The sequence below is a fragment of the Gemmobacter aquatilis genome, assembly GCF_900110025.1.
GTDB classification, from domain to species: Bacteria; Pseudomonadota; Alphaproteobacteria; order Rhodobacterales; family Rhodobacteraceae; genus Gemmobacter; species Gemmobacter aquatilis.
In genome coordinates, this window is the sequence record NZ_FOCE01000005.1 from 243,849 (window position 1) to 257,737 (window position 13,889).

Annotated in this window: 14 protein-coding genes; 10 read left to right on the forward strand and 4 right to left on the reverse strand. The window is 65.9% G+C overall.

Annotated features, from left to right (window positions below; genetic code table 11):
* Positions 1-753: a CAF17-like 4Fe-4S cluster assembly/insertion protein YgfZ gene (ygfZ, locus tag BMX43_RS11115; protein ID WP_091301325.1), complete on the forward strand. Its 753-nt coding sequence runs from the start codon at positions 1-3 to the stop codon at positions 751-753.
* Between the two features lie 106 nt (positions 754-859).
* Here ygfZ and efp read toward each other — a convergent pair whose 3' ends face one another.
* On the reverse strand, positions 860-1,423 hold the full coding sequence (gene efp, locus BMX43_RS11120; protein WP_091301327.1) for an elongation factor P: 564 nt from the start codon (positions 1,421-1,423) through the stop codon (positions 860-862).
* Between the two features lie 216 nt (positions 1,424-1,639).
* Between efp and BMX43_RS11125 the strand changes: the two genes are divergently transcribed.
* Positions 1,640-1,963 carry a DUF6280 family protein gene (locus tag BMX43_RS11125; protein ID WP_091301329.1) on the forward strand — a complete coding sequence of 108 codons (324 nt, stop codon included), beginning with the start codon at positions 1,640-1,642 and terminating at the stop codon, positions 1,961-1,963.
* 163 nt (positions 1,964-2,126) lie between these two features.
* Here the strand turns inward: BMX43_RS11125 and BMX43_RS19495 are convergent, their stop codons facing one another.
* The 3 genes from BMX43_RS19495 to BMX43_RS11140 all read right to left on the reverse strand — a co-directional run bounded on the left by BMX43_RS19495 (position 2,127) and on the right by BMX43_RS11140 (position 5,306).
* Positions 2,127-3,083 (reverse strand): hypothetical protein, encoded by a 957-nt coding sequence (locus BMX43_RS19495; protein ID WP_139201563.1) that lies wholly within the window; start codon positions 3,081-3,083, stop codon positions 2,127-2,129.
* Between the two features lie 143 nt (positions 3,084-3,226).
* Complete coding sequence (locus BMX43_RS11135; RefSeq protein ID WP_091301481.1) at positions 3,227-4,615, reverse strand: TolC family outer membrane protein; 1,389 nt, start codon at positions 4,613-4,615, stop codon at positions 3,227-3,229.
* 37 nt (positions 4,616-4,652) lie between these two features.
* The gene (locus BMX43_RS11140; protein ID WP_091301331.1) at positions 4,653-5,306 is read right to left on the reverse strand and encodes a protein-L-isoaspartate O-methyltransferase family protein; all 654 of its coding nucleotides are present in this window, start codon (positions 5,304-5,306) and stop codon (positions 4,653-4,655) included.
* 216 nt (positions 5,307-5,522) lie between these two features.
* Here BMX43_RS11140 and BMX43_RS11145 point away from each other — a divergent pair, with 216 nt between their 5' ends.
* From BMX43_RS11145 to BMX43_RS11180, 8 genes are all read left to right on the forward strand, one after another.
* Entirely contained in the window at positions 5,523-5,885 is a 363-nt protein-coding gene (locus BMX43_RS11145) for an ArsC/Spx/MgsR family protein (protein WP_091301333.1), read from the forward strand.
* Between the two features lie 128 nt (positions 5,886-6,013).
* Complete coding sequence (locus BMX43_RS11150; protein WP_091301335.1) at positions 6,014-7,537, forward strand: 4-hydroxyphenylacetate 3-hydroxylase family protein; 1,524 nt, start codon at positions 6,014-6,016, stop codon at positions 7,535-7,537.
* Between the two features lie 16 nt (positions 7,538-7,553).
* Positions 7,554-8,687 carry an aromatic ring-hydroxylating oxygenase subunit alpha gene (locus BMX43_RS11155; RefSeq protein WP_091301337.1) on the forward strand — a complete coding sequence of 378 codons (1,134 nt, stop codon included), beginning with the start codon at positions 7,554-7,556 and terminating at the stop codon, positions 8,685-8,687.
* Between the two features lie 47 nt (positions 8,688-8,734).
* Positions 8,735-10,006: a flavin-containing monooxygenase gene (locus BMX43_RS11160; RefSeq protein ID WP_091301483.1), complete on the forward strand. Its 1,272-nt coding sequence runs from the start codon at positions 8,735-8,737 to the stop codon at positions 10,004-10,006.
* Positions 10,007-10,017: 11 nt separating this feature from the next.
* Positions 10,018-10,434, forward strand: a complete 417-nt coding sequence (locus tag BMX43_RS11165; RefSeq protein WP_091301485.1) for a RidA family protein — start codon at positions 10,018-10,020, stop codon at positions 10,432-10,434.
* A gap of 145 nt (positions 10,435-10,579) precedes the next feature.
* Positions 10,580-11,254, forward strand: a complete 675-nt coding sequence (locus BMX43_RS11170; protein ID WP_091301338.1) for a DUF1028 domain-containing protein — start codon at positions 10,580-10,582, stop codon at positions 11,252-11,254.
* 4 nt (positions 11,255-11,258) lie between these two features.
* Entirely contained in the window at positions 11,259-12,746 is a 1,488-nt protein-coding gene (locus BMX43_RS11175) for an aldehyde dehydrogenase (RefSeq protein WP_217643953.1), read from the forward strand.
* Positions 12,747-12,787: 41 nt separating this feature from the next.
* The gene (locus BMX43_RS11180) at positions 12,788-13,741 is read left to right on the forward strand and encodes a LysR family transcriptional regulator (RefSeq protein ID WP_091301340.1); all 954 of its coding nucleotides are present in this window, start codon (positions 12,788-12,790) and stop codon (positions 13,739-13,741) included.
* Positions 13,742-13,889 lie beyond the last annotated feature (148 nt).

Below are 13,889 nucleotides of genomic sequence, written 5' to 3' on the forward strand. Positions count from 1 at the left end.
ATGCCCGGTGAAACCGCCCCCGACCGCCGCCTGATCGCTTTGGGCGGTGCCGATGCCCTGCCCTTCCTGCAAGGGCTGGTCACCAATGACGTGCTGCGCCTGCGCGACCCCGATCTCGTCTACACCGCGCTGCTGTCGCCACAGGGCAAATACCTCGCCGATTTCTTCGTGGTGAACAGCGGCGGGCAGTTGCTGCTCGACCTGCCCGAAAGCCTTGCCGCCGATACGCTGCGGCGGCTGACCCTGTATCGCCTGCGCGCCGCCGTCACCTTCGCGCCCTCTGACCTGAGCGTGACGCGCGGCCTCGGCCCTGCCCCTGCAGATGCCCTGCCCGACCCGCGCCACCCCGCCCTTGGCTGGCGCACCTATGGCGCCCCCGGTTCAACGCCGATGATCGACTGGGACGCGATCCGCGTCGCCCATGTCATCCCCGAAACCGGCATCGAGCTGATCCCGAACGAGACCTTCATCCTCGAAGCCGGGTTCGAGACGCTGCAGGGCGTCGATTACCGCAAGGGCTGCTATGTCGGGCAAGAGGTCACCGCGCGGATGAAGCACAAGACCGAATTGCGCAAGGGCCTGATCCGGGTGGGCATCACCGGCACGGCCCCCGTGGGCACCCCGATCCTGATGCCCGACGGACGCGAGGCGGGCACGCTGTTCACCCAGTCGGGCGGCCATGCGCTGGCCCATCTGCGCTTCGACCGGCTGGACGGTCCGCTGACCGCAGGCGAGGCCCGCATCACCGCCTGACCGACCGAATTTTCTGCGAAAATTCGCAACACGCCCCAACCACAGCCGCAAAAGAAAAGCGGGGCCAAAGGCCCCGCCCCTGAATTTTCGCAGAAAATTCGCCCGCTCAGGCGCGTTCCGAATATTCCATCAATTCGGTATGCACGATGATATCCTCATCCGGGCCGACAAACGGCGGCACCATGATGCGCACGCCATTGTCCAGCACGGCGGGCTTGAAGCTTTTCGAGGCGGTCTGGCCGTTCATCACCGGCTCGGCCTCCACCACGCGGCACTTCACCTTCTGCGGGATCTTCACGCTCAGCGGTTCTTCACCATAGAACAGCACCGTCGCGGTCATCCCATCCTGCAGGAACGGCCGGCGATCGCCCAGCAGATCGGCGTCGATCTCGATCTGCTCATAGGTTTCGGCATCCATGAACACCAGCCGCCCGTCGGTTTCATACAGGAACTGCTGGTCCTTGTTTTCCAGCGTCACCTCGTCCACCTTGTCTTCCGAGCGGAAGCGTTCGTTCAGCTTGCGCCCGTCGCGCAGGTTCTTCAGCTCCACCTGCGCAAAGGCACCGCCCTTGCCCGGCTTCACATGGTTGACCTTGACCGCCGCCCAGAGGCCGCCATCATGTTCCAGGATCGCGCCCGGACGGATCTCATTCCCGTTGATCTTCGGCATCTCGGCAAAACCTTGTCAAAAGCTTGATTAATTTGCAGAGGCCCCTATATATCGGCGGCTGCTTCCTGGCAAGGCAACTAGATACTGTAGCGCCCCGCCCCAAGCCATGCACCTGACGCATGGCTGCCATGACAGGACCGGCATACCGAATCATGCAGTTCAGGCGTATCCCCCCCAAACGCCGGAACATGCAAGAGCAAGAACAGGACAAGAAAAATGGCTGACTTCATCGACGGCACCGCGTTCAACTACGAGCAAGGCCAGCGCGCGCGCAAACTTTTTGCCGCCGTCGTGCTTGCCGCACTTGATGACGCGATCGCCGATGACAAGAAATATGGCAACGGGCCGGAACAGATCGCCCGTTGGGCACGCTCGCGCGACGGGCGCGAGGTTCTGTCCTGCGCCGGGATCGACCCGAACGAACGGGTGGTCAAGGGCCTGATGGAATTCGTCTCGAAAGGCGTGCGCACCTCGGTCGCACTGTCGCGCGAGGAATCCGAACGCCGCCACGCGATGGAGCTTGAGGCCGAAGCCGCCTGAGCACTGCCACGCCTGCGGCTGAACGCCGCCGAGGATTTGAACAGCGCGCCCTGCGGGGCGCGTTTTCTGTCGTGGGGCACAGGGTAAAAGCCCAAGGTGAGCAAAGCCGGATGCCTGAATCCGGCGGATCATCCCGCCGCACAAGCCCGCACACAGCTCTCCGTCAGCCCAGATCGCGCGACAGCAGCGTCCGGTGGATCTCGGCCCGCACCAGTTTGCGCACATTGCGGGTGATCCGCTCTCCCAGCGCGCCCTGCAATTCCTCGCGGATGATGTCGCGCACCAGCGCCCGCATCACCTCTTCGTCGATCAGGAAATCCTCTTCGCCCAGCAGATCCGGCTCTGGTGCCGCCTGCGCCGCCTGTTGATCGGCGGCCAGAATCTCGGCCACAGCCGCAGCTTCGGCCTGATCGGCATCCAGCGCTGCTTCGGGCGCAGAGTCCAAACGGGCCGCATCGGCAGGCGCAGGCTCCAGCGGCCAAGCCCCATCGCGCCAGGCCTCCGACAGCCGCAGCGCCTCGACGTTCTCCCCGTCGATCTCTCCGGCCTCGTCACCTTCGACCTCGATCACCTCGGCCTCGTCCACCGCGTCGAGATCGACCTCCATCACCTCCGATCGGGGCCAGCCGGGTACCGCCGCGGCTACGGCCGCCATGGCCTCCTCAACCGCCAGATCGTCGGCCTCCACCTCTCCCTTGGCGGCAGGTCGCAGCGCCACATCCGGTTCGGGTTCAAATTCGGCATCGGGAATACGCGTGCCCATCGCCGCGAACAACGCCTCGACAGAGGCCGCGCCGCCGCGCGGTGCCGCCGCATCCTCTGCCGGATCGGGCAAAGCCTCGGCCTCGTCCGCCGGTCGCCCGGCCAGTTGCCCCAGCAGCGCCTCCAGCACCGAATCGCCTTGCGGTGTCGGGTCAGGCGTCGCGTCCGGCTCAGCCCGGCCCGGCACCACCCGCAGCGCCGGGGTCAGCAGCAGCCGCCCGCCCCCCGCAGGGGCCTTCGCCCCGGAAGCCTGCGCCACAGGCGCCATGCGCTGCACGGGCCGCAACTCCTCCGACACAAGCCGCCGGATGGAGGACAGGACATCTTCGATCTCCACTGAACTCATCGGCTCGCTCATGCCTGCCCCGTCCTACCCGGCCCGTCTTGCCCGACCGTATTCATGCTTTGCCAAACAGTAACCGCTGCCCGCATGTCCCGCAAGACGATGCCGCAGCAGCGGTTAACAATTCGCAAGCAACAGAAGGACTTGACGCCCGGCGCTTATTCTTCGCCGATCGCCTTCAGCACCCGGTCCAGCGCCCGGCCCTGATATGAGGTCGCCGGGGCATCCTTCACCGCGTTGTAATAGGCCGCGACATCATAGGTCGGAATCCCCAGATTGAGCTTTTCGACCGTCAGTTGCCCGGTGGCTGCCAGCAGGCTGTAATAGCTGTAATACCGCTCTGCCTCGGTCTGGAAACGCGCCGCGCGGGCGTCCAGCAGATCCTGCTCGGCATCCAGCACCTCCAGCGTGGTGCGCGCGCCCAGCTTGGCCTCTTCGCGCACGCCCTCGAAGGCCACCTGCGCCGCCTCGATCTGCCGCGAATTGCCCGCAATCTGCGCGCCCAGCACGGTGATCGACGACCAGGCATTGACCGCATTCTGCTCCACGGTGACCGTGGTATTCAGCAAGGCTGACCGCTGCGCCTCACGCTGTGCCAGAGCACGGCGATACTGCGCCGACAGCTTGCCCCCGGCATACAGCGTGTGGCTCATCGTCAGGCTGGTCGTGCCCTCGTCGAATTCGTTCACCAGAATACCGCTGGTGCGCCCAAATCGGGTGGACAGGCCGATGGTCGGCTTCATGTTCGCCTCGGCCTGCGCAACCACCATGTCGGCCGCCTTCACCTGATGCTGCTGCTGGATCATGTCCGGATGCTCGCGCATCGCCATGGCCACCGCCTGCTCCAGTGATTTCGGCAGTTTCGGTGCCGCCGGAGGGGTCGCAAGCTTGCCCGGATAGGCCCCCGTCAATGCCTTGTAGGCTTCGCGGGCCACCAGCAGATCACCCTCTGCCGCCGCCAGCGACGCCCGCGCCGCGCCCAGCGCCGATTCCGCCTGCGCCACGTCGGTCCGCGTCACCTCACCCACATCGAACCGATCCTGCGAGGCTTTCAGTTCCTCGCCGATCACCCGCTGGTTGTTGCGGCGCAGATCGACGATCTCCTGCGCCAGCCGCACGTTGACATAGGCCTGCACCGTGTTCAGCAGGACAGACTGCTCCACCCCCCGCAAACCGGCGCGCGTCGCCAGTACCGCCTCTTTCGCGGCGTCGATGCTGGCCTGCGTGCGCCCGAAATCGAACAGCGTCAGATCGAACGACAGCGCGACGGCGGCAGTATCAATGTTCTGCTTGATGCCGCCCCGGTCATAGATGCGGTGCTGCCGCGTGGCCTGCGCCACGAACTGCATCACCGGGCGCAACCCGGCCACCGCCGTTGCCACATCCTCGTCAGCCGTGCGCAGCAATGCCCTGTTCTGGTCCAGCAGATGCGAGGTCTTGTAGGCCGCGATCAGCGCATCCGCCAGCGTCTCGGCCTGTGCCACCGGGGCAGCCGCCATGACCACCGTTGCGGCACTCGCCGCAAGCCACTGCCTCAGTCCAAACATCACCTGCTCCTGTTTCTTGGCGCTGCCGCTGTTGCGGTCAGAGCGTAAAGGCCCGCTTCGCCGCAAAGCCCGGAAGAACCGGGGCCGAAGCGTTGAAAGCATAGCGCCAGGTTACCTGGCCGTCGATTTTATAGCCGATGCGCGCCACACCCAGCGCACCTTCCATGAACAGGCAGCCGATCCGCCCGCCCTCTTTCACCTGCGCCAGCAGCGCCTCGGGCACCGTTTCCACCGCACCCTGCACGGTGATCACATCATAGGGCCCGGCCTTGGGCGCACCCGCCACCAGCTTGCCCACGATCACCGCCGCATTGTCCACACCATGCGAGGACAGCGTGCGCTGCGCCTCGGCGGCCAGCGCCTCGTCCTCTTCCACCGCCACCACGGCTTCCGCCATGCGGGCGATCACAGCCGTCGAATAGCCGAAGCCACAGCCCAGATCGAGCACCGTTTCGGTCGGCTGGATGTCCAGAGCGTCCAGAAGTTTGGCCAGAACCCGCGGGTCCAGCACCACGCGGCCGCCGCCAATGGCGACATGCTCGCCCATATAGGCGGCCTCGCGCTTGTCGGCGGGCACGAACGCCTCGCGTGGGACGGCCAGCATGGCCTCGATGATCGGGAATTTCGTCACGTCCGAGGGGCGGATCTGGGTATCGACCATCATGGTGCGGCGGGCAGCGAAGTCGGTCATGCTAAACTCATCGGTCTAGTTTCAATCCCTACTGTGATGCCACAGAATAACCCCCACGGCAACATGCCTTCTCGGGCAAGGCCAGCGTCACATTCAACTGTCAGCATACAACCCTAACCCATTCTGCCGCAAGACCACCGTCCTCATACGCGGCACGGCGGCGTTTCCGTCGCAGGCCCGCTTGCCCCGCCGCAGCACGCCCCCTAAACTCGCCCGATGACCGACACCTTTCCGATGATCCTGTGGCACAACCCGGCCTGCTCCACCGCGCGCAAGGCGTTGGAGATGATCCGCGCCGCAGGGGTGGAACCCGAACTGCGCCTCTATCTGCAAACCGGCTGGACGGCAGACAGCCTTGCCGCCCTGCTTTCTGCCGCCGGGCTGACCGCCCGCGACGCGCTGCGCCGCAAAGACCCCCGCGCCGCAGACCTGGGCCTGCTGTCGCCCGACACGCCGGACGCCGCGATCTTCGCCGCCATGCTGGCCCATCTGGTGCTGGTCGAACGCCCCTTCGTCCAAAGCCCGCGCGGCACCGCGCTGTGCCGCCCGCTGGACCGGCTCACCGCTCTCCTGCCCTGATCCCGCCCCGGTCCGCGCCCAGCGCGATCTTAGCCTCAGCCTAATCAAAGCTGAAAAACTCACTGCTTTTCCCTTAAGCCCTGCTGCGGCACTCTGCTCTCAACCCAATTCCTTCGGGAGCGTTTGAGATGATCCGCACCGGCACAGAGTACCGCGACTCGATCCGCGACGGCCGCGAGGTCTATGTGAACGGCGAAAAGGTCCGCGATGTCGCCACGCATCCGATGTTCAAACCGCTGGTCGATATCCGCGCCCGCATCCACGACATGGCACATGACCCGGCCACCCGCGACGTGATGACCGTCACCCAGAACGGCCAGACCAACGCCATCGGCAATGCCCTGCCCTATACCCAGGCCGACTGGTGGGCCAAGCGCCGCGCCACCGATACCGTGCTGGATGCGGTGGGCGGCATCGTCACCCGCGTCGGTGACGAAACCGTGGGCGAGATGTGGTCGCTGCTCGACGGCGCCGAGGCGCTGGCCGCGATCGACCCGCAATTCGCCCCCAACATCAAGGCCCATATCGCCAAGGTGCTGCAGGCCGACCCGTTCCATGTGTCGGCCAATACCGACCCGAAGGGTGATCGGTCCAAAGCACCGCAGGATCAGGATCCCGACATGCTGCTGCATGTGGTGAAGGAAACCGATGCCGGGATCATCGTGCGCGGTGCGAAATACGAAACCGCCGCCGCCTATGCCAATCAGGCCTTCACCAAACCCACCATCGCCAACTGGGGCGACGCGGCGCTCTCCGATTACGCCGTGGGCTTCATCTGCGATCTGGGCGCGCCGGGGCTGAAATTCATCTGCCGCACCGGCTTTGCCACCCGCGCCCAGGCCGAGGATTACCCGCTGTCCAACCGCTTTGACGAGGTGGATACGCTGGTGATCTTCGACAATGTGCTGATCCCGTGGGAAAACGTGCTGTTCTACCGCCACACGCAGGCGGCCATGCACATCCGCGCCACGCTGCACCGCTATTCCGCCTTCGCCTTCGTGCAGCGCAGCCTGAAACTGGCCGACATGCTGATCGGCGCCGCGCTGTTCAACGTGCGCCAGACCGGGCTGGACAAACTGCAACCCGTGCAGGAAAAACTGGCACAACTCGCCGTCTGGCGCGAAAGCCTCAACGCCCATCTCACCGCCGCCATCGTGCTGGGCGAACGCTCACCTGCCGGGCTGATGATGCCCAACCAGTCGCTGCTTTACGCCGGGCGCGTGCTAGCCTGCGGCCAGTTGCACGAGATGATGCACATCGCCCGCGATCTCTGCGGCGGCCAGATCAGCCTGACGCCGGATGCCGCCAGCTTCCGCCACCCCGATACCGCGCCCTGGCTGGAAAAATACTATACGATCAACGACGAATGGGGCGCCGAGGATCGCCGCAAGTTGCTGGCCTTCGCGCGTGACCTGCTCAACAGCGATTACGCGGGCCACCGGCTCAGCTTCCAGATGTTCGCGCAATCGCCGCCCTTCGCCCATCTCTCTGCCGTCTATCGCAACTTCGACTGGGACGGCCCGCTGTCCTTGGTGAAAGACGCCGCTGGCCTGTCAGACCGCGTGCTGGGCGCCAAGACCCTGACGCCGGGCGACAGCAGCCTGTCGAAATGGTTCGCCACCGAAACCCCCAAAGGCAAAGCCGCCAAGTAACCGAAAGGGCCAAGCGATGAACAAGCACACCCCCCAGAGCCCGGCACAGGAACTGCACGCCAATGTCGCCGTGCCCTTCCCGCAGGCCCATGCGATGCCGAAATCGGTCTATACCTCGCCCGAGTTTCTGGCGCAGGAACAGAAACACATCTTCGCGCAAGACTGGATCTGCGCCGGTCGCGCCGAAAGCCTGCCCAACCCCGGCGACTACCTGACGCTGCAGATCGCAGGCGAACCCGTCGTCGTGCTGCGCGACCGCGAGGGCACGATCCGCGCGATGTCCAACGTCTGCCGCCACCGCATGTCCACCCTGCTGCAAGGGCGCGGCCATACCCGCAGCATCGTCTGCCCCTATCACGCCTGGACCTACAACCTCGACGGCTCCTTGCGCGGCGCCCCGGCGATGACCCTGAACGAAAGCTTCTGCAAAGAGGCGCTGGGCCTGCCCGCCATCCGCTGCGAAGTCTGGCAGGGCTGGATCCTGGTCTCGCTCAACCCCGACGCCGTCGCCCCGTCGGACCGGCTGGCCGAGGCGGCGGCCCTCATCGCGCCGCTCGACATGACGACCTATACCGAAACCTACCGCGAGACCTTCCGCTGGGCCACCAACTGGAAGGTGCTGGCCGAGAATTTCATGGAAAGCTATCACCTGCCGATGTGCCACGCGGGCACCATCGGCGGCGCCTCCAAGCTGGAGGAAATGGTCTGCCCCGAAGGGCTGGAGGCGTTCAACTATCACTGGATCCTGAAGAACGACACCGTTCCCCTCGCCCTCGCCCACCCGTCGAACTCCACGCTGACCGGCGACGACCGCCGCAAGACCTGGCTTCTGGCCATCTACCCGGCGCTGCTGATCACGCTGACCCCCGGCTATTTCTGGTATCTCTCGCTCACCCCCGATGGGCCGGGCCATGTGAACGTGCTGTTCGGCATGGGCATGTCCGCCGACTGGCTCGCCGATCCGCAGGCCGAAACCCATCTCGCCAATGTCAAAGCCCTGCTCGACGATGTGAATGTCGAAGACAAGGGCTGCACCGAAAAGGTCTATCGCGGCCTCTGCGCCAGCATGGCGCAACCCGGCCCGCTCAGCCACCTTGAACGCCCCAATTACGACTTCGCCCGCTACCTCGCCTCGCGCATCCCTGCGTGAACCAGAACCGGGCCCCCGCAACCCGCTGAATACCAAAGGACATGATGATGTCAGTCGAAAAGATCGAAGCGCTGGTGGTCGGCGCCGGCCAGGCCGGCGTGGCCATGAGCGAACACCTCTCCCGCGCAGGCGTGCCGCATCTGGTGCTGGAACAGGGGCGCATCGCCGAACGCTGGCGCTCCTGCCGCTGGGACAGCCTGGTGGCGAACGGCCCCGCCTGGCATGACCGCTTTCCGGGGATGGAGTTTTCCGGCGATCCCGAGGCGTTTGTCGGCAAGGAACAGGTGGCCGATTACTTCGCCGCCTATGCCGAACAGTTCCACGCCCCCATCCGCTGCGGCGTCTCGGTCACCGAGGTCACCCGCAAACCCGGCGGCGGCTTCCGGGTGGAAACCTCGCAAGGCCCGGTCGAGGCGCAATATGTCATCGCCGCCACCGGCGCCTTTCAGGTGCCGCTGATCCCGCCGCTGGTGCCCGAAACCGCTGGCCTCACCCAGATCCACTCCAACAGCTACCGCAACCCCGGCCAACTGCCGCCCGGCGCGGTGCTGGTGGTCGGCGCCGGATCGTCGGGTGCCCAGATCGCCGAGGAACTGATGGAGGCCGGGCGCAAGGTCTATCTCTCGGTCGGCCCGCATGACCGCCCGCCGCGCCGCTACCGGGGCCGCGATTTCGTCTGGTGGCTGGGCGTGCTGAACATGTGGGACGCGGATGCGCCCAAGGGGGCGGAACATACCACCATCGCCGTCAGCGGCGCCCATGGCGGCCAGACGGTCGATTTCCGCAAACTCGCCGCGCGCGGCATGACATTGGTGGGTCGCACCGAACGCTTCGAAGGCGGCAAGATGACCTTCGCCCAGGACCTCGCCCGCAACATCGAACGCGGCGACGCCAACCTGCTGGCGCTGCTGGATGAGGCCGACGCCTGGGCCGCCCGCAACGGCATCGACCTGCCCGAAGACCCCGAGGCCCGCGCCATCGGCCCCGCCCCCGACTGCATGGTCAACCCGCTGCTCAGCCTCGATCTGGCCGAGGCGGGCGTGACCACCATCCTCTGGGCCACCGGCTTCAGCAATGATTACGGCTGGCTCAAGGTCGATGCGCTGGACGAAAGCGGCAAACCCCGCCACCAGCGCGGTGTGTCCTCGGAACCGGGGATCTATTTCCTCGGCCTGCCCTATCAGTCGCGCCGCGGCTCGTCCTTCATCTGGGGCGTCTGGCATGATGCCAAATTCGTGGCCGACCATATCGCCAAACAACGCAGCTATCTGGCTTACCGCGCCCCCGGCGACACCGCCGCCGCCAAAGCCGCCGAATGAAGGAGACCGACATGGAACATAAACGCTACCGCACCTTCAACACCAAGGACACCTACCCCGAACAGCGGCTGGACAATGACCTGTGCCAGGCCGTCGCCACGCGGGGCGGCACCACGCTGTGGATGCGCGGCCAATGCCCGCAAGACCTTGATACGGCGGTGAACATCAAGGGCAACGACCCGGTGGAGCAGACCCACAAGGTGATGCAGAACATCCGCCAACTGGTCGAAGAGGCCGGGGGCCGCATGGAGCATGTGGTGAAACTGGTGGTCTACCTGACCGACGTGCGCCACCGCGAGGCGGTCTATCGCACCATGGGCGAATATATCAAAGGCGTGCACCCGGTCTGCACCGGCCTGACTGTCGTGGCGCTCGCACGCCCCGAATGGCTGGTGGAAATCGACGCCACCGCCGTCATCCCCGATTGACCCCGCAGAACCGGGGGTTTCACACCCCCGGACCCCCGTGGAGTATTTGGACCAGGATGAAGGGGAGCCTTCCTTCATCTTGGCAAAAATATCCTCGGGGGTCCGGGGGCAGACAGCCCCCGGCGTCTCCAACCCAAGGCTTCGCATGACATTTTCCCTCGTCGCCCGCTGCGCGAAAACCGGCCAGTTCGGCATGGTGATCTCGTCCTCCTCCCCCGCCGTCGCCGCCCGCTGCGCCCATGCCCGCGCCGGTGTCGGCGTGGTGGCCAGCCAGAATGTCACCGACCCGGCGCTGGGGCCGCTGGTGCTGGACGCGCTGGCCGCGGGCCTGAGCGCGCCGGAGGCGCTGGCGCAGATCACCACCGGGCGCGCCCATATCGACTACCGCCAGATCCTCGTGGTGGATGCCGCCGGGCGCCGCGCCATCCATTCCGGGCGGCAGGTGCTAGGCCTGTGGGGCGAGGCGCAGGGCGTGGATTGCGCCGCGGGCGGCAACCTGTTGGCCGATGCAGGCGTGCCGCAGGCCATGGTTACCGCCTTTGAGGCCGCAAGCGGCCATCTGGGCGACCGGCTGATCGCCGCGCTGCAGGCCGGGCTGGCCGCCGGGGGCGAGGCCGGGCCGGTGCATTCGGCGGGACTGAAGATCGTGGACCGGCTGGATTGGCCCCTGGCCGATCTGCGCTGCGACTGGACCGAAGACTGCCCGATCACCGCCCTTGCCACCGCCTGGCAGATCTACAAGCCGCAAATGGCCGCCTATGTGCAGCGCGCCATCGACCCGACGCAGGCGCCCTCTTACGGCGTGCCCGGAGACGAATGAGGACATGATGTTCACCCTTCCCGAATGGCAGGCCCGCGCCGCCGCCCTGCGCTTGCGCACCCAGATCTGGATCGACGGCAAAGCCCAACCCGCCGCCAGCGGCGCGCGGTTTGAATCCGTCAACCCCGGCACCGGCCAGATTCTGGCCGACATCGCCAAGGGCGGCGCGGAAGACATTGACCGCGCAGTGAAATCTGCCCGCCGCGCCTTTGACGACGGGCGGTGGAGCCGCCAGACCCCCGCCGCCCGCAAAGAGGTTCTGCTGCGCCTCGCCGCCTTGATCCGCGACCATATCCCCGAACTGGCGCTGCTCGACAGCCTCGACATGGGCAAGCTGGTGAAGGACGCCGCCACCATCGACGCCCCCGGTTCCGCGCATTTCTTCCAGTGGCACGCCGAGGCGATCGACAAGCTCTATGACGAGATCGCCCCCACCGGCGCCGCCGATCTGGCGATGATCCGCCGCGTCCCCTTGGGCGTGGTCGGCGCCGTGGTGCCGTGGAACTTCCCGCTCGACATGGCCACATGGAAGCTCGCCCCCGCGCTGGCGATGGGCAATTCGGTGGTGCTGAAACCTGCCGAGCAAAGCCCGCTGTCCGCCCTGCGTCTGGCCGAACTCGCCGCCGAGGCCGGGCTGCCGGACGGTGTGCTGAACGTGGTGCCGGGCTTCGGGCAGGATGCGGGGCAAGCCTTGGGGCGGCACCCGGATGTCGATTGCCTCGTCTTCACCGGATCGACCACCGTCGGCAAGCTGTTCCAGCGCTATGCGGGCGAATCCAACATGAAGCAGGTCTGGCTGGAGACGGGGGGCAAAAGCCCGAACCTGATCTTCCCCGATGCCGATCTGGATGCCGCCGCCGACATGGCCGCCTTCGGCATCTTCTTCAATCAGGGCGAGGTCTGTTCGGCCAATTCCCGCCTTCTGGTGCATCGCTCCATCGCCGAGGAAATGATCGACCGCATGGCCGCCCGCGCGGCGGCGATGCAGCCCGGCGATCCGCTTGATCCCGCCTCGGCCATGGGGGCGATGGTGGACCGGGCGCATACCGATACGGTGATGTCCTATATCGCCTCGGGCAAGCAATCGGCCCGGCTGGTCTGCGGGGGCGAACGTGTCACGATCAACGGCTCCGACGCCTATATCCAGCCCACGATCTTTGCCGATGCCGCCCCCGATGCCCGCATCGTGCGCGAGGAAATCTTCGGCCCCGTCCTGTCGATCCAGACCTTTGCCACCGAAGACGAGGCGATTGCGCTGGCCAATGACAGCCCCTTTGCCCTCGCCGCCTCGCTCTGGACCCGCGATCTGGGCCGCGCGCTGTCGCTGTCGGACCGGCTGTTTGCCGGCACCGTGTCGGTGAACACCGTCGATGCGCTGTCGGCGATGACCCCCTTCGGCGGCATGAAGCAGTCGGGCTTCGGGCGCGATCTGTCGCTGCACAGCTTCGACAAATATTCCGCGCTGAAGACCACTTGGATCAAATACGGATGAGGGTTAGGCTGCCCCTGACCCGCAACAGGATCGGATAAGCCATGCCCTTGCGTTTCACCCTCCGCCAGTTGGAATACCTCGTGGCGGTGGGGGAATGTGGCTCCATCGCGCTGGCCTCCGACAAGGTGAATGTGTCGTCGCCGTCGATCTCGGCGGCGATTTCGCAGTTGGAACAGGAATTCGGCCTGCCGCTGTTCGTGCGCAAACACGCGCATGGCCTGTCGCTGACGCAGGGCGGCAAGCAATTCGTTGCACAGGCCAGGGTGGTGCTGGCGCAGGCGGCGGCGCTGAACGATCTGGCCAATACCATCACCGGCAAGGTGCGCGGCCCGCTGAACGTGGGCTGCCTGCTGACCTTCGCGCAGGTCGTGCTGCCGCAACTGCGCCGCAGCTTCGTGGACATGAACCCCGAGGTCGATTTCCACCAGTTCGAGCGCAACCAGTCCGAGATTTTCGAGGGCTTGCGCAGTGCCAATCTGGACCTCGCGCTGTCCTATGACCTGAACATCCCGCCCGATCTGGAGTTCGTGTCGCTGGCCAGCCTGCCCCCCTATGCCGTGCTGTCCGACACGCACGAACTGGCGCATCTGTCCGCCGTCTCGCCGGCCGAACTGGCGGATTATCCGATGATCCTGCTCGATCTGCCGATCAGCGCCGAATATTTCCTGTCTTTCTTCGCCGAAATCGGCCTGCGCCCGCGCATTGCCGAACGCACCCGCGACATGGCGGTGATGCAAAGCCTCGTGGGCCAGGGATTCGGCTATTCCATCGCCAATATCCGGCCCTGGTCCGACCGCGCGCCCGATGGCCGCAAGCTGCGCTATGTGCCGATGACCGGGCCGGTGCGCCCGATGCAACTGGGCCTCGTGCTGTCCGAAGGGGCGCGCGCCTCGCAAACCGTGCGTGCCTTTGTCGATCATTGCCGCGCGCAACTGACGCCCGAAAACACCCATGGGTTGCGCCTGCGGCTCGACGGGCCGCCGCGCGACTTCTGACCCTTCATATTGCGCCGAAAATCCGGGCACCTCGCCCAAATCACACGCGCGTCGCTTTTCTGTTAGACTGCGCCTAAGTCGGGCTTTCGGAACCGATAATTTACCCGAAGCCCCGCAACCGCTTTTCTGTGCCCTGACGCCGCAACAA

What these genes read in the sequence shown, in the direction of transcription:
- ygfZ (WP_091301325.1), top strand. Translation starts at nt 1, where the DNA reads ATGCCCGGTGAAACCGCCCCCGACCGCCGCCTGATCGCTTTGGGCGGT.
- efp (WP_091301327.1), bottom strand. Translation starts at nt 1,423, where the DNA reads ATGCCGAAGATCAACGGGAATGAGATCCGTCCGGGCGCGATCCTGGAA.
- BMX43_RS11125 (WP_091301329.1), top strand. Translation starts at nt 1,640, where the DNA reads ATGGCTGACTTCATCGACGGCACCGCGTTCAACTACGAGCAAGGCCAG.
- BMX43_RS19495 (WP_139201563.1), bottom strand. Translation starts at nt 3,083, where the DNA reads ATGAGCGAGCCGATGAGTTCAGTGGAGATCGAAGATGTCCTGTCCTCC.
- BMX43_RS11135 (WP_091301481.1), bottom strand. Translation starts at nt 4,615, where the DNA reads ATGTTTGGACTGAGGCAGTGGCTTGCGGCGAGTGCCGCAACGGTGGTC.
- BMX43_RS11140 (WP_091301331.1), bottom strand. Translation starts at nt 5,306, where the DNA reads ATGACCGACTTCGCTGCCCGCCGCACCATGATGGTCGATACCCAGATC.
- BMX43_RS11145 (WP_091301333.1), top strand. Translation starts at nt 5,523, where the DNA reads ATGACCGACACCTTTCCGATGATCCTGTGGCACAACCCGGCCTGCTCC.
- BMX43_RS11150 (WP_091301335.1), top strand. Translation starts at nt 6,014, where the DNA reads ATGATCCGCACCGGCACAGAGTACCGCGACTCGATCCGCGACGGCCGC.
- BMX43_RS11155 (WP_091301337.1), top strand. Translation starts at nt 7,554, where the DNA reads ATGAACAAGCACACCCCCCAGAGCCCGGCACAGGAACTGCACGCCAAT.
- BMX43_RS11160 (WP_091301483.1), top strand. Translation starts at nt 8,735, where the DNA reads ATGTCAGTCGAAAAGATCGAAGCGCTGGTGGTCGGCGCCGGCCAGGCC.
- BMX43_RS11165 (WP_091301485.1), top strand. Translation starts at nt 10,018, where the DNA reads ATGGAACATAAACGCTACCGCACCTTCAACACCAAGGACACCTACCCC.
- BMX43_RS11170 (WP_091301338.1), top strand. Translation starts at nt 10,580, where the DNA reads ATGACATTTTCCCTCGTCGCCCGCTGCGCGAAAACCGGCCAGTTCGGC.
- BMX43_RS11175 (WP_217643953.1), top strand. Translation starts at nt 11,259, where the DNA reads ATGATGTTCACCCTTCCCGAATGGCAGGCCCGCGCCGCCGCCCTGCGC.
- BMX43_RS11180 (WP_091301340.1), top strand. Translation starts at nt 12,788, where the DNA reads ATGCCCTTGCGTTTCACCCTCCGCCAGTTGGAATACCTCGTGGCGGTG.